18 protein-coding genes are annotated in these 18863 nt (G+C 65.4%); 15 read left to right on the top strand and 3 right to left on the bottom strand.

Going from position 1 to position 18863, the window contains the following annotated elements:
• Nucleotide 1: 1 nt before the first annotated feature.
• The 9 genes from J2W94_RS09895 to J2W94_RS09855 all read left to right on the top strand — a co-directional run bounded on the left by J2W94_RS09895 (nt 2) and on the right by J2W94_RS09855 (nt 8705).
• Entirely contained in the window at nt 2-478 is a 477-nt protein-coding gene (locus J2W94_RS09895; protein WP_310092715.1) for a SixA phosphatase family protein, read from the top strand.
• Nucleotides 479-486: 8 nt separating this feature from the next.
• On the top strand, nt 487-1059 hold the full coding sequence (locus tag J2W94_RS09890) for a YceI family protein (protein ID WP_310092714.1): 573 nt from the start codon (nt 487-489) through the stop codon (nt 1057-1059).
• Nucleotides 1056-2990, top strand: a complete 1935-nt coding sequence (locus J2W94_RS09885; RefSeq protein ID WP_310092712.1) for a phospholipase D family protein — start codon at nt 1056-1058, stop codon at nt 2988-2990. The genes J2W94_RS09890 and J2W94_RS09885 overlap by 4 nt, the downstream gene beginning before the upstream one ends.
• 11 nt (nt 2991-3001) lie before the next feature.
• Nucleotides 3002-3427 (top strand): hotdog fold thioesterase, encoded by a 426-nt coding sequence (locus J2W94_RS09880; protein ID WP_310092710.1) that lies wholly within the window; start codon nt 3002-3004, stop codon nt 3425-3427.
• A 135-nt stretch (nt 3428-3562) separates the two neighbouring features.
• Nucleotides 3563-4363, top strand: a complete 801-nt coding sequence (locus J2W94_RS09875; protein WP_310092708.1) for a lysophospholipid acyltransferase family protein — start codon at nt 3563-3565, stop codon at nt 4361-4363.
• 49 nt (nt 4364-4412) lie between these two features.
• Entirely contained in the window at nt 4413-5396 is a 984-nt protein-coding gene (locus J2W94_RS09870) for a YheT family hydrolase (protein ID WP_310093686.1), read from the top strand.
• 233 nt (nt 5397-5629) lie between these two features.
• Nucleotides 5630-7528 (top strand): tetratricopeptide repeat protein, encoded by a 1899-nt coding sequence (locus J2W94_RS09865; RefSeq protein ID WP_310092705.1) that lies wholly within the window; start codon nt 5630-5632, stop codon nt 7526-7528.
• 17 nt (nt 7529-7545) lie between these two features.
• Nucleotides 7546-8154 carry a YbhB/YbcL family Raf kinase inhibitor-like protein gene (locus J2W94_RS09860; RefSeq protein WP_310092703.1) on the top strand — a complete coding sequence of 203 codons (609 nt, stop codon included), beginning with the start codon at nt 7546-7548 and terminating at the stop codon, nt 8152-8154.
• Nucleotides 8151-8705, top strand: coding sequence for an RDD family protein (locus tag J2W94_RS09855; RefSeq protein WP_310092700.1), 555 nt, complete (start codon nt 8151-8153; stop codon nt 8703-8705). The genes J2W94_RS09860 and J2W94_RS09855 overlap by 4 nt, the downstream gene beginning before the upstream one ends.
• Here J2W94_RS09855 and J2W94_RS09850 read toward each other — a convergent pair.
• Nucleotides 8660-9475 (bottom strand): META and DUF4377 domain-containing protein, encoded by an 816-nt coding sequence (locus J2W94_RS09850; protein WP_310092699.1) that lies wholly within the window; start codon nt 9473-9475, stop codon nt 8660-8662. The two genes, J2W94_RS09855 and J2W94_RS09850, sit on opposite strands and share 46 nt — an antisense overlap.
• Nucleotides 9476-9608: 133 nt before the next feature.
• On the bottom strand, nt 9609-10469 hold the full coding sequence (locus J2W94_RS09845) for an undecaprenyl-diphosphate phosphatase (RefSeq protein ID WP_310092697.1): 861 nt from the start codon (nt 10467-10469) through the stop codon (nt 9609-9611).
• A 408-nt stretch (nt 10470-10877) separates the two neighbouring features.
• On the opposite strand from J2W94_RS09845, the gene glnA reads away from it, so the two are divergent.
• From glnA to J2W94_RS09815, 6 genes are all read left to right on the top strand, one after another.
• Complete coding sequence (gene glnA, locus J2W94_RS09840; protein ID WP_310092695.1) at nt 10878-12287, top strand: type I glutamate--ammonia ligase; 1410 nt, start codon at nt 10878-10880, stop codon at nt 12285-12287.
• Between the two features lie 207 nt (nt 12288-12494).
• Entirely contained in the window at nt 12495-12833 is a 339-nt protein-coding gene (locus J2W94_RS09835; protein WP_310092693.1) for a P-II family nitrogen regulator, read from the top strand.
• Nucleotides 12834-12853: 20 nt separating this feature from the next.
• A complete protein-coding gene (locus J2W94_RS09830) occupies nt 12854-14437 on the top strand; it encodes an ammonium transporter (RefSeq protein WP_310092691.1) in 1584 nt (527 codons plus the stop codon).
• A 103-nt stretch (nt 14438-14540) separates the two neighbouring features.
• Complete coding sequence (locus tag J2W94_RS09825; protein ID WP_430540598.1) at nt 14541-15572, top strand: two-component system sensor histidine kinase NtrB; 1032 nt, start codon at nt 14541-14543, stop codon at nt 15570-15572.
• Nucleotides 15562-17016 carry a nitrogen regulation protein NR(I) gene (gene ntrC, locus J2W94_RS09820; protein WP_310092689.1) on the top strand — a complete coding sequence of 485 codons (1455 nt, stop codon included), beginning with the start codon at nt 15562-15564 and terminating at the stop codon, nt 17014-17016. The genes J2W94_RS09825 and ntrC overlap by 11 nt, the downstream gene beginning before the upstream one ends.
• A gap of 197 nt (nt 17017-17213) precedes the next feature.
• The gene (locus J2W94_RS09815) at nt 17214-17783 is read left to right on the top strand and encodes a superoxide dismutase family protein (protein WP_430540597.1); all 570 of its coding nucleotides are present in this window, start codon (nt 17214-17216) and stop codon (nt 17781-17783) included.
• Between the two features lie 149 nt (nt 17784-17932).
• On the opposite strand, the gene J2W94_RS09810 is transcribed toward J2W94_RS09815, so the two are convergent.
• On the bottom strand, nt 17933-18850 hold the full coding sequence (locus tag J2W94_RS09810; RefSeq protein ID WP_430540582.1) for a hypothetical protein: 918 nt from the start codon (nt 18848-18850) through the stop codon (nt 17933-17935).
• Nucleotides 18851-18863 lie beyond the last annotated feature (13 nt).

Raw genomic sequence — 18863 nt, 5'->3', positions numbered from 1 at the left:
CATGCGTGAACTGATACTCCTGCGCCATGCGCATGCCGAACCCGCCGCCGCCGGGCAGCCCGACCTCGATCGGCCCCTGTCCCCGGACGGACTGGCCGAGGCCGCCGCCGCCGGCCGCTGGCTTGCCGAACAAGGTCTGGTGCCGGACCGGGTGCTGTGCTCGCCGGCCCGCCGCGCGCGCGAAACTCTGGAGGCGGTCCTGGAGACCATCGGTTACGTCGAGCAGCGCCTGGAAGATCGCATCTACGAAGCCACCGCCGGCACCCTGGCGGAACTGGCCGATGCTCACCGCGAGGCCGAGCGCTTGCTGCTGGTCGGCCACAATCCCGGTCTGGAACGACTGGCGGCGCTGATGCACAGCGGCCAGTCGGGCGACTATCGCGGCATGCCCCCCGCGTCCGTAGTGGTGTTGAAGCTGCCTGCGGACGCCAGCATCGAACCGGGAGTCGCGACCCTTTCCGCCTTCTGGTGGCCGTGACGGCTCCAATGTTCGGCTGGAAGCGCTGGGGGTGGTGTGGCCTGGCCGTGCTGTGCCTGTGGCCCGCGCTCGCGGCGACGGCCGAGACCTTCGATCCGGCCGCCTCGCGTTTCGGCTTCGAACTGCGTACGCGCTGGGGCATGAAACTGGAAGGCGAGTTCGCACGCTACGAAGGCGAGGTGAAACACCTGCACGACGGTCGCCACCAGGTGGTGCTGCGCATGTTCACCGAATCGGTAGAGATCATCGGCCATCCGCGCTATTCGGAGTGGACCCGTGGCCCCCAGTTCTTCGAAGCCAAACGCTATCCGGTGGTGGTGTTCGTCTCCAAGCCCTACGACGAGCAACTGCTGAAATACGGCGGCGACCTCGCCGGAGACCTGAGCATTCGCGGCATCACCCGGCCCAAGACGCTGACGGTGGCGCCTTCCACCTGCGCGCGCCCGGGTCGGGATTGCGATGTGATCGCCACCGGCGCGGTGCGGCGTAGCGATTACGACATGGACGACTGGATGATGGCGGTCAGCGACCGGGTGGTGTTCGTGCTGCGCGCGCGCCTGAAGGCGGAGGTCGCGCCATGAACCTGCTCTTCCGCGGCCTGGTGGTGTGGCTGGCGCTGTCGAGCGCGGCCTGCGTCAGTCTGTCCGAGACCCAGCGCAATCGCGCCGCTTCCATCGCCGTGGCGGCGCGTTCGCGGATCGTGGATTGCAGCGCCGCCAATGCTTGCGCGCAGCCGTCGCCATTGCATGAGCTGAGCGACCGCGCCTACACCGAATCGAGCCCGCAGACCCCGCGCCATTACGCGCTGATCCTGGACCGTGGCCGCGACGCGTTGCTGGCGCGCATCAACCTGATCCGCAGCGCGCGCAGCCGTATCGACGTGCAGACCTACATCTTCGACAAGGACGACAGCGCACGGCTGGTGCTGGACGAACTGCTGGCCGCCTCGCGCCGCGGAGTGAAAGTGCGGCTGCTGATCGACCAGCTTTCCGCGATCCCGGACCTGGGCATCCTGGCGGCCTTGTCGGGCTCGCACATGAATTTCGAGATCCGCATCTACAACCCCAGTTTCCGCAAGGCCAAGCTCAACTACTTCGACTACGCGGGCAGCGTGCTGTGCTGCTTCCGGCGCTTCAACCAGCGCATGCACACCAAGCTGATCCTGATCGACGAAGCGGTCGGCATCACCGGAGGACGCAATTACCAGGACGACTATTACGACTGGGACGCCGAGTACAACTTCCGCGACCGCGACGTGCTGGTGGCCGGACCGGCCTCGCGCGAGATGGCGACCAATTTCGAAGCGTTCTGGAACGCCCGCCGCAGCATACCGGTGGAACGCCTGAACGACGTCGGCCGCATGTTGCTGAAGGAAGGCGTGCCGGCGATGCCGGCGGACGCTTTCCTGCGTCCCGACCGGGTGGCGGCGCTGTCGGCCGAAGCCGGCGACGAGCAACTGGTGCGCGATCGCCTGGCGCAGGCCGCGATGCCGGTGGGAGTGGTGAAATACGTGGCCGATCTTCCGCAGAAGCACCGCCGCGAACGGCCCGCAGACGCCGCGCCCGCGGCGCCGGAACTGGAGACGCTGATCGCGGGCGCACAATCGGAAGTGCTGTTGCAGACGCCTTACCTGGTGATGTCCGAACCCGCGCAGGACCTGTTCCGCGCGCTGCACCAGCGCGAGTCCGCACCGCAGGTGATCGTGTCCACCAACAGCCTGGCCGCCACCGACAATGCCGTGGTGTATTCGATGTCGTTCAAGTACAAGCGCCGCTATCTGCGCGAGTTCGGGTTCCGCATCTACGAGTACAAGCCTTTCCCCGAAGACGCCCCGGTGGACTATGCCGCACTGATGCCCGAGGGCCCGCCGTTGGCCATGGAGGGCGAGGAGAGTTTTCGGGGCCCGTCCGGTTCGATCGGCCCGTCCTCGGGATCGGCCCGCACCGGCGAAACCACGCGACGGCTGCAGCGCACCGAGTCGCGCCCTTCCTTCCTCAGTAGCGGCGCCGCTACTTCGCCATTGCCGCTCAAGCGCGCCGGCGTACGCATAGGCCTGCATGCGAAATCGATGGTGATCGACAACCGCATCGGCGTGATCGGCACGCACAACTTCGATCCGCGTTCGGAGAACTACAACACCGAGGCGGCAGTGGTGATCGAGGACGCCGCCTTCGCCCAGGCGTTGGCCGCCAGTATCCGCCGCGATACGTCGCCGGAGAATTCATGGGTGATCGCGCCGCGCGCCAAGCCGCCGGTGCTGTCGGGGCTGGACTACAGCATGGGTAAGGTCTCCGAAGCCTTGCCCCTGTTCGACCTCTGGCCGTGGCGGTACGCCACCAGTTACGAGTTCAAGCCCGGCCCCGACTGCCCCGCGCCGGTGCCTGCGAACGATCCCGCCTTCCATCGCTGCTATGAAGCCGTCGGCGATTTCCCCGAGGTCAACGTCGGTCCCAAGTGGTTGTATACGCGTCTGCTGACCGCGTTCGGCGCCGGTCTGGTCCCCATTCTCTGAGAGGAGCCGCTATGGCCTTCCGCAATCCTGTCGACATCGACGCCCTCAACGCGCGCGTGCGCGGATCCATGGTCGAGAACCTGGGAATCCTCATCATCGAAGCCGGCGACGACTGGCTGCGCGGCACCATGCCGGTGGACGCGCGCACCAAGCAACCCTATGGGCTGCTGCATGGCGGCGCGTCGGTGGCCTTGGCCGAAACCCTGGGCAGCATGGCCGGCGGCCTGTGCGTGGACAGCGCCACCGAAGCGGTGGTCGGATTGGAAATAAACGCCAACCACTTGCGCGCCGTACGCGAGGGCATGGTCATTGGCACCGCGCGCGCGCTTCACGTCGGACGCAGCACGCACGTCTGGGAAATCCGCATCGAGAACGAAGCCGGCAAGCCGGTTTGCATTTCGCGGATCACGCTGGCGGTGATTCCAGCCGCAGTGTAGGTCGGGGCTACGCCCCCGACCGCATTGTCCCGATGACGCTCGCAGACCATGCGCCGCGTGCGTCGGGGGCGTAGCCCCGACTTACGGCCCAGCGCTTAGTAGCCGTACTCCAGCCCCATCCGGTATTGTGAGGGGATGATTTCCCCCCTACCTCACGCCACCTCAGGCGGCGGACTGGGGCGCGCGTTCCGCTACCTATACCGCGTTCCCCTGCTGCTGATCCACATCCTGGTGCTGTTGCCGCTGGTGCTGCTGAGCATGGTGCCGCTGTGGTCGGGGATCCGCGTGGCCGGTTTGCGCATCGAGCATCTGGCCATCCGCTTGTGGTCGGCCGGGTTGATGCGCATCTTCGGTTTCCGTCTGCGCCGGCTCGGCACGCCGTTGCCGGATCCGGCGATGTTCGTGGCCAACCATGTCAGCTGGGTGGATATCGAGATGCTGCACAGCCAGCGCATGATGGGCTTCGTGGCCAAGCAGGAAATCCGCGGCTGGCCGCTGGTGGGTTGGCTGACGGCCCGCGGCGAAACCATCTTCCACCAGCGCGGCAGCCAGGAATCGATGGGCGGGGTGATGCACGCCATGCTGGCGCGCCTGCAGGCCGGCCGGCCGGTCGGAGTGTTTCCCGAAGGACGCACCCGCGACGGTTCCGAGGTGGGTCCGTTCCATGCGCGCATTTTCCAGCCGGCTGTGGAAGCCGGCGTGCCGGTGCAGCCGGTGGCCCTGCGTTACGGCCCGCGCGGCAGCGCGCAGACGCTGGTGGCGTTCGGCGCCGGGGAAAGCTTCTTCGCCAATTTCATGCGTCTGCTGGGCGAACCGGCACGCAGCGCCGATATCTGTTTCCTGGCCCCGATCGCGGCGGGCGAACTGGAAGGCCGCAGCAAGATCGCCGAATTGGCGCGCGAGCGCATCGTCGCGGCGATGGAATCGGACGCTTGAGGGGTTTGGAGACAATGCTCCAATCCACGCGAGCATGCTCGCCCCGATGCTGACTGCAGACGACTACCATCCGCCCAAGTGGCTGCATAACCCGCATCTGCAATCGGTGCTGAGTTCCAGCGGCCTGCGCCGCCGGCGCGGCCTGCGCGCGCTCAACGCCACTGGTGCGGTGACCACCGAACACATCTTCGACGGCGGCGACGGCGTGCGCCTGCAGGGCTGGCACAGCGCGGTACCGGGCAAGACCTCCAGCGGCCTGGCGCTGTTGCTGCACGGCTGGGAAGGCAGCACCGAATCCAGCTACATGCGCATGACCGCCGCGCGCCTGCTGGAGGCCGGTTTCGAGGTGGTACGGCTGAATTTCCGCGACCACGGCGGCACCCATCATCTCAACGAAGAAATCTTCCACTCCAACCGGCTGGATGAAGTGGTCAACGCGGCCGGCGATGTGGCCCGGCGCTTCCCGCACCGCCGGTTCGTGGCGGCCGGTTATTCGCTGGGCGGCAATTTCGTCCTGCGCCTGGCCTTGCGCGCGCCCCAGGCGGGTTTGCCGCTGGCGCGGGTGGCCTCGGTCTGCCCGGTACTGGATCCTTCCGCATCGCTGATGGGCATGGAGGAAGGGTTGCCGCTGTATCACTGGTATTTCCAGCGCAAGTGGCGGCACTCGCTGGAGCGTAAGCGCGAGCTGTTTCCCGAGCGCCACAACTACGACGACGAAACCCTGGCCAAGAGCGTGCGCGAACTGACCCGCTGGATGGTCGAGCGGCATACCGATTTCGGCACCATCGACGACTATTTCGAAGGCTATTCCATCGCCGGCGACCGCCTTAGCGGCCTGACCGTGCCGGCCGATATCCTGATGGCCGAGGACGATCCGGTCATCCCCTTCGCCCATTTCCAGGCCTGGCAGCTGCCCGCCCTGGCGCATCTGGAAACCGCGCGCTGGGGCGGACATTGCGGATTCATCGAGAACGCGGCTTGCGACGGATTCGGCGAACGCTGGGTGACCGAGCACCTGCTGGCGGCGACCTGACGGTCGACTGGCTACAATAAGCGGTTCCGGGCCCGCGCCTGCAGCAGCATTCCAGCCACATGCACGAAGAAATCGTTGAATCACTCCGCCGCGGAGATATTGCGGCTGCCCTAGGGATGGCGCAGGCCGCCGTTGCGGTTGCCCCGGACGATCCCGAGAAACTTCGTTTGCTCGCGCTCGCGCTCGGAATGAACGGCGATTCGCGGCAAGCGCATGCCGCGCTCGATCGAGCAATGGCATTTGCCCCCGTTGACAGCAGCCTGCACTACCAGCGCGCGACGTTGCTGATGGCCGAAGCTCGCATCGACGAAGCGCAGGCCGAACTCGGCCGCACGATAAGCGCCGATCCTAACGAACTGCGAGCCTATGTGATGCAGGCGCAGATCGCGCTTGGCCGTGGCGATCTGGACGAAGCCGAACGCTTGGTCCGCCTTGCGTCGCGCGTCGATCCGAACCACGCGTGGCTGTTGACGGTGCAGGGCATGGTGCTGCTGCATCGCAAGCAGTTGAAGGAGGCGCATGCGCTTCTGATGCGCGCGACGCAGCTCGCTCCCGATGCGTTGCAGACACGCTATGCGCTCGGATTGTCTTTCCTTGCCCAAGACCATCTTTCGTTCGCGGAGCAGGCGTTCCGCGTCGTGGTCGAAAAAAATCCGACCGCGCACGGCGTGCGCCACATGCTGGCCGATGTGATCCGCGGTCAAGGCCGGCATGCGGAAGCGGCCGAAGTGATCGAAGCGGGCCTGGTCCCCAACAACACCATGCCGCCGGACCTGATGCGCTACGCCGGCGAGTTGTGGCTGGTCGCCGGCAATCATGCCCGCGCGCTTCCGTTGCTGAAGCGCGCCGCCGCTGCCGCGCCGGACGATCGGGTGACCTTGGACGCGCTGATCGAAGCGCTGCGCCGCAACGGCGATGCCGCCGACGCACGCAACACGCTCGAGGCCGCGTTGGCTACGTCGCCCCACATCGACGGTTTATGGTCCGCGAGGTTGTCCTTCGAGCCGGCCGATGGCGATATCGACGGACTTGCGAAGCGCTGGCAGGCCGCCATTCCGGAATCGGTGCAGCCCCTGCATGTAAAGATGTGGCAAGCCGAACAGCAAGGCGACAAGCAGGCGGCGAAGGCGCTGGCCGAGCGCATCATCGAGCTCGAGCCAGGGCACGTCGAAGCGAACAGCCAGATCGTCAACCAGCTCTTTCTCGACGATCCGCCCGCGGCGGTCGCCTACATCCAGGCTCTGCTCCCCAACATTACCGATCCGCGGACCGGACGTATGGTGCTGGGTTGGCTGGGCCGGGCGCAGGATCGGGCGGGCCAGTATGCCGATGCGGCGGCTACTTGGACTCGGTTGCACGCGATCCCCGACCCACAGGCGCAGCCTCTGCCGGCGAGCAGCGGAGACGCAACGATCTATCCTCCTATCGCCGAGCCGGAGGGCAACGCACCCCGCCCGGTTTTCCTGTTCGGCCCTTCGGGGTCGGGCGTCGAGCGCGTGGTGTCGACGCTGCTCCACAACACGAGGTCGCGGATCGGCATAGACCGCACCAGCCTGCAACCGCCGCACGACCCCCTGCAATACCCACAGACCGCCTTGCGCCTTTCGGTAGGCGAACTGGACGCTGCGACGGTCATTTCCGCGTGGCGCGCCACTCTGGCGTCGCGCGGCCTGGACGAGTCGAACGGACCGATCGATTGGCTGCCATGGTGGGACAACGCATTGCTGCACGCCTTGCGCAATGCGCTGCCTGAGGCTCTGGTGTTGTTCGTACTGTGCGATCCTCGCGACATGCTTGTCGATTGGCTGCAGCGCGATTCCTATATCCGCTACGACGCCGGCACGCCGATGCGAATCGCGGTCTGGCTGGCCCATGTACTCGAACAGGTCGCGACCGTGGCCGAGGGCAGCCCGGTTTCCAATCGCGTCGTACGTATCGATGCGATCGCCGACGATGCCGCGGCGATCGCTGCCGCCACCGGTCAGGCGCTGGGTATCGAGTTGTCGCCCGCACCCGCGCTAGGCCCTGGTCGTTTTGTCTCAGGGCACTGGCGGAATTATGCTGAGGCCCTCGCCGGTCCGTTCGCGGCGCTGAACGCCGTTGCCCGCCGCCTCGGTTATCCCGACGCCTGATTTCCCAGAGAATGGCCATGCGCATCGCAAGCGACAGTTTCGAATCCGGCAAGCGCATCCCGGCAGAGTTCGCGATGGGTCTGCCCGATGGGTTCGGCGGGAACCGCAACCCGCATCTGGAATGGAATAAAGTTCCGGAGGGAACCCGCTCGTTCGCTTTGCTGTGCGTCGATCCGGACGCGCCGACGGTGCCGGAAACGGTGGGTCGCGACGACCTGCAGATTCCGGTGGAACAGCCGCGGGGCGATTTCGTGCACTGGGCGATGATCGATATCGCCGCCGATGTGCGCCTGATCGAAGCGGGCAGCTGCAGCGATGGCATCACGCCAAAGGGCAAGCGGAACCCGCCGGGTCCGCCGGGCGCGCGCCAGGGATTGAACGACTACACCGGTTGGTTCGCCGGCGATGCGGACATGGGCGGCGATTATTTCGGCTACGACGGTCCGTACCCGCCGTTCAACGACCTGCGCACGCACCGGTACTTCTTCCGCTTGTTCGCGCTGGATGTGGAAAAGCTCGAGGTGCCGGAGCGTTTCACTGCGGCGCAGGTGCTACGTGCGATGCAGGGACATGTCCTGGCGGAAACCGCGATACATGGCTTCTATTCGCTGAATTCCGGCGTTTGACCGAACACCGCATGGATGCGCATAACCCGTATCGAACGCCCGATGGCGAGATCGTCGAGGCGCCTTTGGTCCACCATATCCAATCGGCGAGCAAGCCGCGCCGATTCCTGAACTGGCTCATCGACAAGCTGGCCATGCTTGGATTGATGGTGTTGGCGGCGGCGTTGATTGGAGTCTTCGGAAGCGACGCTGCGCTGGAATGGATCGACGGCATGAACAAGCCGACCGAATATGCGATCGATTTCGCCATGGTTTTGATCTACTACACCGCAATGGAAGGCTTGTTTGGTCTGACGATCGGGAAGCTGATCACCGGTACGCGCGTAGTCGATGCGGAGGGGAGGCGATTGACGTTCAAGCGGGCATTGCTGCGCAGCTTATGCCGACTGATTCCCTTCGATGCGCTGTCGCTGCTCATAAGCGACGACGACGTGCGTCGGGCGTGGCACGATTCTATTACCCGCACTTACGTGGTATCCAAGCCGCGTGTCGAAGCGACCCATGATCAGGGCGCGACGGTCTCCGACTCCACCACCATGTCGAGCACGTAGGCCAGCGAACTGCCATCGGCCGGCGGGTTCTTGATCGCGTAACGCTTGACTCGTACGACGTTGCGGATGCCCGGCTCGTGGGTATATCCCTCGATAGCGCTGTAGAAATTCTGGAACTCGCCGTCGGTGCCGGTCTTGATGCCCTTGTCGTCGTACTCGAGCTCGCGCACCTGCAGGCATTGCATGTTCGGGATCAACGGATGATTGCAGGGCTTGGTCTGGGCGGCGACTTCGAGGAAGGCGGTTTCGCCCTTCCCGCCGTAACGGGTTTCGGCGGTGGGATCGCCTTTGAAGGTCAGTACGTCGCCGTTGCCGCCGGTCAGCGTCAGCGTCGGGGCATCGCCTGATTGCAGCGCGAACGTCGACACGGTTTCCAGGCGCTTGCCGATCTCCTGGTCCAGCGCCATCAGTTTGGGATCGGTGCAGGCCATCAGGGTCGACGCCAGGCGGTCGAACTTCAGCTTGTCGCCTTCTACCGAATACGCGCCGCCCATGTGGTTGCAGGCGTTGCTGACGCTGATGCGTCCGTCTGCGAAATCGAGTTGCAACGGTTTGTCCGCGCTGACGAAAAGCGCCTCGATGCGTTTGCCGCTGGCATCCTTGGCGTCGTTCAATCGCCAGTGATAGGCGGACAGGGCAGTCGTATCGGCCGGCGCGGGTTGTGTTGCGGCCGGAGCGACCGCGGCGGGCGGCGTGGCCGGCTCACCCTCAGGGGGCTTGGCGCAGGCGGCGAGTGCGAGCGGCAACATCAGGATCAGGCAGCGTTTCATTTCGTTCTCCAGCGATGAGCTCAGGCAAACGCATCAATGCAACGAATGGGGTGAAGCTGCCGGATCGGCGTAGGAGCGATGTGAGTCGCGATTGATGTCTGTTTCGCGACTCACGTCGCTCCTACGCACGGGATCAACTGCCGGCCGGCACCATCGCCAGCAATGCCAAGCCCAGCACGAAACGGTAGATCGCAAACGCGGTGAAGCGGTGGCTCTGGATATAGCTCAGCAGCCATTTCACCGCGATGAAGGCGGTGATGGCCGAAGCGACGAAAGCGACGGCGAACGCCGCCCAGTCCTCGTTCGCGGCCTGACCCGAGTGCAGCACGTCGATCAGTTCGTAGCCGGTGGCTGCGAACATGGTCGGAATACCGATCAGGAAGGCGAATTCGGTCGCCGCTGCACGATTGGTCGTACCCGCCAGCAAGGCCACGAAGATCGTCGCCGCCGAACGCGAGGTGCCGGGAAATACGCCAGCCACCACCTGCGCAATGCCGACCAGGACCGCCACCGTCCAGCTGATCTCGCTGCGTTCGCCCAAGGCCTGCGCGCGCTTGGCGGCGAAATATTCGGCGGCGATCATCCAGATACCGCCCAGGATCAGCGCCCAAGCGATGGGGATGACTTCTTCCGGTAGCTTGAAGCCCAGCTTCTTCACCAGCAGGCCGAGAACGGCGGTGACGCCGAAGGCGACTGCCAGTTTCAGCGCGTAGGCGCGCGCCTGCGCCGGGCTCAGCGCCATGCCGGCAGGGTCGTGGTCGGCGGGCGCGCCGCGACCGAAGAATCCCATCGCCAGATCCCACAACCGCTGCCGATAGATCAGCACCACGGCCAGGATCGCGCCAGCCTGAATGCCGATGTTGAACAGGTCGCTGCGGTGGCCCAGCCCCAGCAGGCGTTCGGCGAGCAACAGGTGCCCGGTGCTGGAAATGGGCAGGAATTCGGTGATGCCTTCGATGATGCCGAGGAGCAGGGCTTTGAGTAGTTCGATCATGGAGTGGGGTCTGAGGTAGGGGATGTGGCTTCGGGCAGTCGAAGGGCCTGGCAGCCCAGACGAGGGCAATCACCTCAAAAGGATCGTCATCCCAGCGAAAGCTGGGATCCATTTTGACTTTGGCTCTGGCTGGTCACGCCAAGCAAAAAGCAAGATCAAGGTGGATCCCAGCTTTCGCTGGGATGACGACGTTCTGTAGGGACCACGTTCGGTGCGACGCCCTCAAGAATAGTGGATTTATAAAGAACCAATATGGTGCAATTTCTGTACTTAAATCCCCGAAATTGTGCATTAAGCCTCTATCCGTGACGCGTCGCACCATACGAATCAGCCACTTACGGTGCATCGAAGCTTGGCACGCGGCTTGCAATAAGGACCTCACTCAAATCCGAAAACCGAGGTTCCAAGATGTCTGCGGACAAAGTCGAAAAGCTGATCAAGGACAACAAGGTCGAGTTCGTCGACCTGCGCTTCGCCGATGTGCGCGGCATCCAGCACCACGTGACCTTCCCGGCCAATATCGTCGACGAATCGCTGTTCGAGGACGGCCGCATGTTCGACGGCAGCTCCATCAGCGGCTGGAAAGGCATCAACGAATCGGACATGGTCCTGCTGCCCGACGCCAGCACCGCCTACCTCGACCCGTTCACCGCCGACCCGACCGTGGTCCTGACCTGCGACGTGCTGGATCCGGCCACCATGCAGGGCTATTCGCGCTGCCCGCGCGGCATCGCCAAGCGCGCCGAAGCCTTCCTCAAGTCCAGCGGCATCGCCGAGCAGGCGTTCTTCGGCCCGGAACCGGAATTCTTCATCTTCGATTCGGTGCGCTACGCCAACGACATGGGCAACACCTTCTTCAAGATCGAATCGGAAGAAGCGGCCTGGAACAGCGGCACCAAATACGAAGGCGGCAATAGCGGCTATCGCCCGGGCGTGAAGGGCGGCTACTTCCCGGTGGCCCCGGCCGACACCCTGCACGACATCCGTGCCGAGATGTGCAAGACGCTGGAACAGGTCGGCATCGAAGTCGAAGTGCACCACCACGAAGTGGCCACCGCCGGCCAGTGCGAGATCGGCACCAAGTTCAATTCGCTGGTGAAGAAGGCCGATGAGTTGCTGACGATGAAGTACATCGTCAAGAACGTGGCCTTCCGCAACGGCAAGACAGCCACCTTCATGCCCAAGCCGATCGTTGGCGACAACGGCAGCGGCATGCACGTGCACCAGTCGCTGGCCAAGGGCGGCACCAACCTGTTCACCGGCGACGGCTACGGCGGCCTGTCGCAGCTGGCGCTGTGGTACATCGGCGGCATCTTCAAGCACGCCAAGGCGATCAACGCGTTCGCCAACTCCGGCACCAACAGCTACAAGCGCCTGGTGCCGGGCTTCGAGGCGCCGGTGATGCTCGCGTACTCCGCGCGCAATCGTTCCGCTTCGTGCCGCATCCCGTGGGTGTCCAACCCGAAGGCGCGCCGCATCGAGATGCGTTTCCCCGATCCGTTGCAGACCGGCTACCTGACCTTCACCGCGCTGATGATGGCCGGTCTGGACGGCATCAAGAACCAGATCGATCCGGGCGAACCGTCCGACAAGGATCTGTACGACCTGCCGCCGGAAGAAGAGAAGAACATCCCGCAGGTCTGCTCCAGCCTGGACCAGGCATTGGAAGCGCTGGATGCCGACCGCGAGTTCCTCAAGGCCGGCGGCGTGATGAGCGACGACTTCATCGACGGCTACATCGCGCTGAAGATGCAGGAAGTGACCAAGTTCCGCGCCGCCACCCATCCGCTCGAATACCAGCTGTACTACGGCAACTGAGTTTTAGCGGCGATAGCGACGGACGTACCCCTCCCACACGTCGCTATCGCCGCGTTTTTCCTTCGTAACTTTCGACCGGCAACAGAAAGAAGAACAGAAACAGCGAACCGCAGCTCCCTCTCCCACGTCGAATGCGGTTTCTGTTTTGTGTACGAAACCCACCGGTCTCTTCGCGAGGCCGGTTCCATCCACCCACGGGGAATGCGCATGAAACTGATCACCGCCATCATCCGGCCGTTCAAGCTAGACGAGGTTCGAGAATCCTTGTCGCAAGCGGGCGTGTCGGGCATCACCGTCACCGAAGTCAAAGGCTTCGGCCGGCAGAAGGGCCACACCGAGTTGTACCGGGGCGCCGAGTACGTCGTCGATTTCCTGCCCAAGATCAAAGTCGAAACCGTGGTCACCGACGAACGCCTGGATGCCGTGATCGAGGCCATCCAGCAGGCGGCGGGCACCGGCAAGATCGGAGACGGCAAGATTTTCGTCACCGCCATCGACCAGGTCATCCGCATCCGCACCGGCGAAGTCGGCGCGGACGCGCTCTAACCCCTACTCGGAGTTCCCACATGAAGACGCGTTTTTTCTCCGGGTGGAAAACCCGACTGCAAGTCATGAGCCTGGCGGCATTGTGCTGCGTGGCGCTCGGTACCGGATTCGGCGCGATGGCGCAGGACACCGCGGCGCCGGCTGCAGAAACCGCTGCCGCGCCGGCCGACCCGGCCGCCGCTCCCGCCGCTGACGCCGCCCCCGCTCCGGCGCCTGCCGAAGCCGCCGCGACTGCCGCTGCCGAGCCCGCCGCTGCCGAAGCCGCTCCTGCGGAAGAAGCCGCGCCGGCACCCTCCATCAGCAAGCCGGATACGGTCTGGGTGCTGATGTCGGCGGCGCTGGTGATCTTCATGACGCTGCCCGGCTTGGCGCTGTTCTACGGTGGTCTGGTGCGTTCGAAGAACGTGCTGTCGATCCTGGTGCAGAACCTGGCGGTGTTCTCGCTGGTGGCCGTGTTGTGGGCGCTGTACGGCTACAGCATCGCCTTCACCGAAGGCTCGCCTTTCATCGGCGGTTGGGATCGCTTGTTCGCCAAGGGACTGGATGCCGCGTCGATCGGCGCCACCTTCACCAAGGGCGTGTACATCCCGGAACTGGCGTTCTTCGTGTTCCAGGGCGCGTTCGCCTGCATCACCTGCGCGCTGATCGTCGGCGCCTTCGCCGAGCGCGTGAAATTCGCTGGCGTCATGCTGTTCACCGTGCTGTGGTTCACCTTCGCCTACCTGCCGATGGCGCACATGGTCTGGTTCTTCCCCGGCCCGGATGCGTTCACCGACGCCGCTGCCGCCACCACCGCGCTGTCCAAATCCGGTTTCCTGTTCGCCAAGGGCGCGCTGGATTTCGCCGGCGGCACGGTCGTGCATATCAACGCCGCGGTCGCGGGCCTGGTCGGTGCGTATGTGATCGGCAAGCGCACCGGTTACGGGCGTGAAGCGATCAAGCCGCACAACCTGACCCTGACCATGGTCGGCGCTTCGATCCTGTGGTTCGGCTGGTTCGGCTTCAACGCCGGTTCCGCATTGGAAGCCGGCGGCGTGGCCGCGATCGCCTTCGTCAACACCTTCCTGGCCACGGCCGCGGCGGTGGTGGCGTGGACGCTGATGGAGTGGATCTTCAAGGGCAAGCCGTCGCTGTTGGGTGCGGCTTCGGGTGCGGTGGCCGGTCTGGTCGCGATCACCCCGGCGGCCGGCTTCGTCGGCCTCAACGGCGCACTGGCCATCGGCGCCATCGCCGGCGTGCTGTGCCTGTGGGGCGTGACCGGGCTGAAGAAGCTGCTTGGCGCGGACGACAGCCTGGACGTGTTCGGCGTGCACGGCGTGGGCGGCATCACCGGCGCGTTGCTGACCGGCGTGTTCGCGGCTCCCTCGCTGGGCGGCGCGGGCATCTGGGATTACGTGACCGAAACCGCGCTGCCGGAATACGACATCGCCGGCCAGGTCTGGATCCAGGCCCAGGGCGTGCTGACCACGATCGTGCTGTCGGGTGTGGTGGCCCTGGTCGCCTTCCTGATCGTGAAGTACACCGTCGGCCTGCGCGTCAGCGAAGAAGCCGAACGCGAAGGTCTGGACATCTCCTCGCATGGCGAAGCGGCGTACGAGGCCTGATGGCACATCGGGGGCGGCCTTGCACTAAACTGGTGCAATGCCGCCCTTGACCCTCAAAAGTTTGGCTACAGACGGACCCTCCGCCGACGTGCTCAGCACGGCGGTGGCCTGGGCGGACGCCGGGGGCAACCTGCTCGGCGTCAACCCGGCCTTTGCGCGCTGGATGGGCGTCAGCCCACGACGCTTGCTCGGCCAACCTCTTGCGGCATTGGAAATGGATGGCGATGCCATGGCGCGTTTCCTAGAAAACACCGATCGCGATGTGTTGCGGCTGCACCGCATGGCCCTGGGCCTGCCGGGCGAATCGCAACGCTTCGCCGAAGGCTGGCTGTCGCGGCTGGATGACGGCGGCTGGTTGCTGGAGGCGCATCCGCTGGACGAATTCCCGGCGTTGGATCCGGCCCAGGTACTGCCCAGCGCCCTGGGTGCGGCATTGAAAGGTCTGGCCCACGAACTTCGCAATCCGCTGGCCGGCCTCAAGGGTGCCGCGCAGCTGCTGGCGCGACGTGCGCTGCATCGCGACGACAACGATGACGAGCGCGAGCTGATCGGCCTGATCGAATCGGAGATCGAACGCCTCAACGGCTTGCTCGACCAACTGCTTTCTCCCTCCCCGCAACGCCCGCATACGGCGCTCAACATCCACGTGGTGCTGGAACGCGTGCTGCGCCTGGCCGAGACCGAAGGCGGCTGGTCGGTGCGCTTGCAACGCGATTACGACCCCAGCATTCCCGAATTCCCCGGCGACGCCGACCGCATGACCCAGGCGGTCTGGAACCTGGTGCGCAACGCGATCCAGGCTGGCGCCGCCAGCGTGACCCTGCGCACCCGCGTCGAGCATGGCGTCCGCATCCACGACCACCTGCACGCGATGGCGCTGCGGGTGGAGATCATCGACGACGGCAAGGGCGTGCCCGAAGAATTGGCCGAACACCTGTTCCTGCCCTTGGTCAGCGGCCGCGCAGAAGGCAGCGGGCTGGGTCTGGCGCTGGCTCAGCAGGTGGCGCGCGAACACGGCGGCTCGCTGACCTACCGTTCGCGCCCGGGACATACCGTGTTCACCCTGCTGCTGCCGCAGCCGGACGAGCATCGCTCAGAGGGGCAGCGCCCCGAGGAGCAGCGCCATGTCCATTGACCCGGCTTCCTTCGCTCCCGCCGCGCCCAACGCGCAGCGCATCTGGGTGGTGGACGACGATCGTTCGGTGCGGTTCGTGCTGGCCACCGCGTTGCGCGATGCCGGTTATGCGGTCGATGGTTTCGACAGTGCGGCGTCCGCTTTGCAGGCGCTCAGCGCGCGCGGCGCGCCTGATTTGCTGTTCACCGACGTGCGTATGCCCGGCGACGATGGCTTGGCGCTGCTGGAGAAGTTGAAACTCGCGCATCCGCAACTGCCGGTGATCGTGATGTCGGCCTATACCGATATCGCCAGCACTGCCGGTGCGTTCCGCGGCGGCGCGCACGAATTCCTTTCCAAACCTTTCGATCTGGACGACGCCGTCGCGCTAGCCGCGCGCACCTTGCCCGATGTCGCCGCGAGTCCCGCGCCGGAACCGGTTGCCGAAGCGTCCGGCTCCGACGTCGGTGGCACCGAGTTGATCGGAGATACGCCGGCCATGCGCGCGTTGTTCCGCGCCATCGGCCGTCTGGCGCAGGCGCCGCTGTCGGTGCTGGTCACCGGCGAAACCGGCACCGGCAAGGAACTGGTCGCCCACGCGCTGCACAGCGAGTCGCCGCGCGCGCGCAAGCCGTTCATCGCGCTCAACACCGCGGCGATTCCCGCCGAGTTGCTGGAAAGCGAACTGTTCGGCCACGAGGCCGGCGCCTTCACCGGCGCCCAGCGCCGGCACATCGGGCGTTTCGAACAAGCCGACGGCGGCACGTTGTTCCTGGATGAAATCGGCGACATGCCGCTGCCCTTGCAGACCCGCTTGCTGCGGGTGCTGGCCGAAGGCGAATTCTTCCGCGTCGGCGGCCGCGAACTGATCCGGGTCGACGTGCGCGTGATCGCCGCTACCCACCAGAACCTGGAAGCGCTGGTCGCCGAAGGCCGTTTCCGCGCCGACCTGCTGCATCGGCTGGACGTGGTGCGCCTGCAGCTTCCACCGTTGCGCGAACGCCGCGACGATGTCGCTCAGCTGGCGGAAAATTTCCTCGCCATCGCTTCGCGCAAGCTCGGCGCGCCGGCCAAGCGTTTCGCGACGGCCGCACTCGAGGCTTTGCGCGCCTACGACTGGCCGGGCAACGTACGCGAGCTGGAAAACGTGTGCTGGCGCCTGGCGGCGATGGCGCCGGGCGAAACCATTACTCCCTTCGACCTGCAGGGCGCGCTCTCCACCAACGTCACGACGTCGGCGCCGCAGGCGATGGAATGGCACCAGGCGCTCGCGGTGTGGGCGCATGCGCGGTTGGACGCAGGCGCCGAAGGTCTGCACGCCGAAGCCCGCGAGCGCTTCGATCGCACCTTGCTGGAAGTGGCGTTGCAGTTCACCCATGGCCGCCGCGCCGAAGCGGCCAGCAAGCTGGGCGTCGGCCGCAATACGGTGACACGCAAGTTGGGGCCGGGACGCAAACGGCGTTGATCGCCAAATAGCCTTGCGGCCTTGCGTGGGAGCGGCGTCCCGCCGCGAGCTTTTCATCTTGGTGCTCGGTCCGTGCGGAAAGCTCGCGGCGGGACGCCGCTCCCACGCGCCGCTCCCACGATCCTGCTCGCATCAGTACCGCTTTCATCGCGCGTAAACCGTCGCGCGGTTACGTTGGCTGCGAACCTCTACGGAGCATCCCCATGCGCATCGCCCTGATGGCCGCCGCTACTGCCGTTTTTCTCACCGCCTGCGGCAGTACCCCGCCGCCGAAGCAGGCCCCCAAGGTGGAAGTGCCGACGCAGAGCACCGCCAAACAGGCGGTCGTGAATCTGGCGTCTGCCTCCGGCAGTCTGGTCAGCGGCAAGGCCACGTTGGTACCGATGAGCGGTGGCGTACACATCACCGGCACCGTCGGTGGATTGCCGCCCAACAGCACGCATGGATTCCACATCCACGAAAAAGGCGACTGCAGCGCGGTGGACGCCAGCAGCGCCGGCCCGCATTTCAATCCCTTCGCTGCTGCGCACGGCAACGCCGAATCGGGCCCGCACCATGCCGGGGACATGGACAACGTGGTCGCCGACCGTGAAGGCGTGGTCAAGCTGGATATCCACATCACTGGCGTCACCCTGGGCGGCGGCGCGGTCAACGACATCGCCGGGCGCGCTCTGGTGGTGCACGCCGCACCCGACGACTACACCAGCCAGCCCGCAGGCAATGCCGGCGCGCGTGTGGCCTGCGGGGTGATCAAGGTCACGCAATAGTTCTTGCTTCCCTTCTCCCTCCGGGAGAAGGTGGCGCGTAGCGACGGATGAGGGAGGGAGAACTCAAACTCACGGAAACTACATTACAAGCTGATATCCCATTCCCTCATCCGCCCTTCGGGCACCTTCTCCCGATGGGAGAAGGAAAATCAGACGCGCAGTGTGTCGCGCGCGTCTTCCGCACCCGAGCAATAAGCAAAAGTCACCGGAATCCCGTGCGCTTCCAGCACCGCCGCAATTTGTCGCTGGCGCGCCTGGAAGTACTCGTAGGCCTGTTCCAGCCGCGTCGCATCGCCGGAGAGGTGATCGGCATGACGCTGCCGCCATGCAACAGGATCCAGCAGCGCTATCTGCACTTCGCCGCCGGCGTAGCGCAGCAGCGGTTCCGGCGGTTCATCCAACCATTCTTCGCTGTTCGGGGCCAGCAGCGCGGTCTCGATGATCGGCCATAGGCGCTGCAGGCCTTGGTTCTGGTACTGCATGGCCGTGATCGCGGTCAGGTCGTGCACGGTCAGGTAACGCGCGTGTTCGATCTGCGCGCCGAAGGCTTGCTGGGCCAGCAACGCGGTATCGGCCCCGGCCATGCCGCGGTCCAGCAGCACTTCCTCGAAATTCTCCTGCAAGGCGCGGACGGTTTCCGGCGCCCCGCTGAGCAGGAAGGGCAGCACGCGCATCTGTCCGCCTTGCAACCCGGCCTCGGCGGCGAACGGTAGCGGCACCTTGCCTTCGCCGTCGGCACCGAACGCGATCACCCGTGGGCCTTGTTCGCGCCCCGGCGCGCGCTGGCGCAATTCGTCCAGCCTCCGATGCAGCGGCCAGCCCGGGCGCAGCACTTCGGCCGGATCGAAATGGGCGGCGGCGAAGCTCAAGTCCAGCGCGCTCGCACCCGGCACCAGCTTGCTCAGGTCGCGCGCCAGCAGCTCCGCCAGCCCGCCGGCCTGGGTTTGCGGCAACGCCGCAGCGGCGGGAAAACTGCCGCCGCTGAGCTCGAGCGCGAACACTCCCATTACATGCTCGCCCATCACATGCTGATCCATCACATGAACACCGAAGTCGGATTGAGTCATCGTTAGGTTGGCC

It is taken from the genome of Pseudoxanthomonas sacheonensis, from assembly GCF_031455975.1.
Taxonomy (GTDB): Bacteria; Pseudomonadota; Gammaproteobacteria; order Xanthomonadales; family Xanthomonadaceae; genus Pseudoxanthomonas_A; species Pseudoxanthomonas_A sacheonensis_A.
Note: the sequence above shows the minus strand (reverse complement) of the source record. Positions and strands in the feature narration are given on the sequence as shown.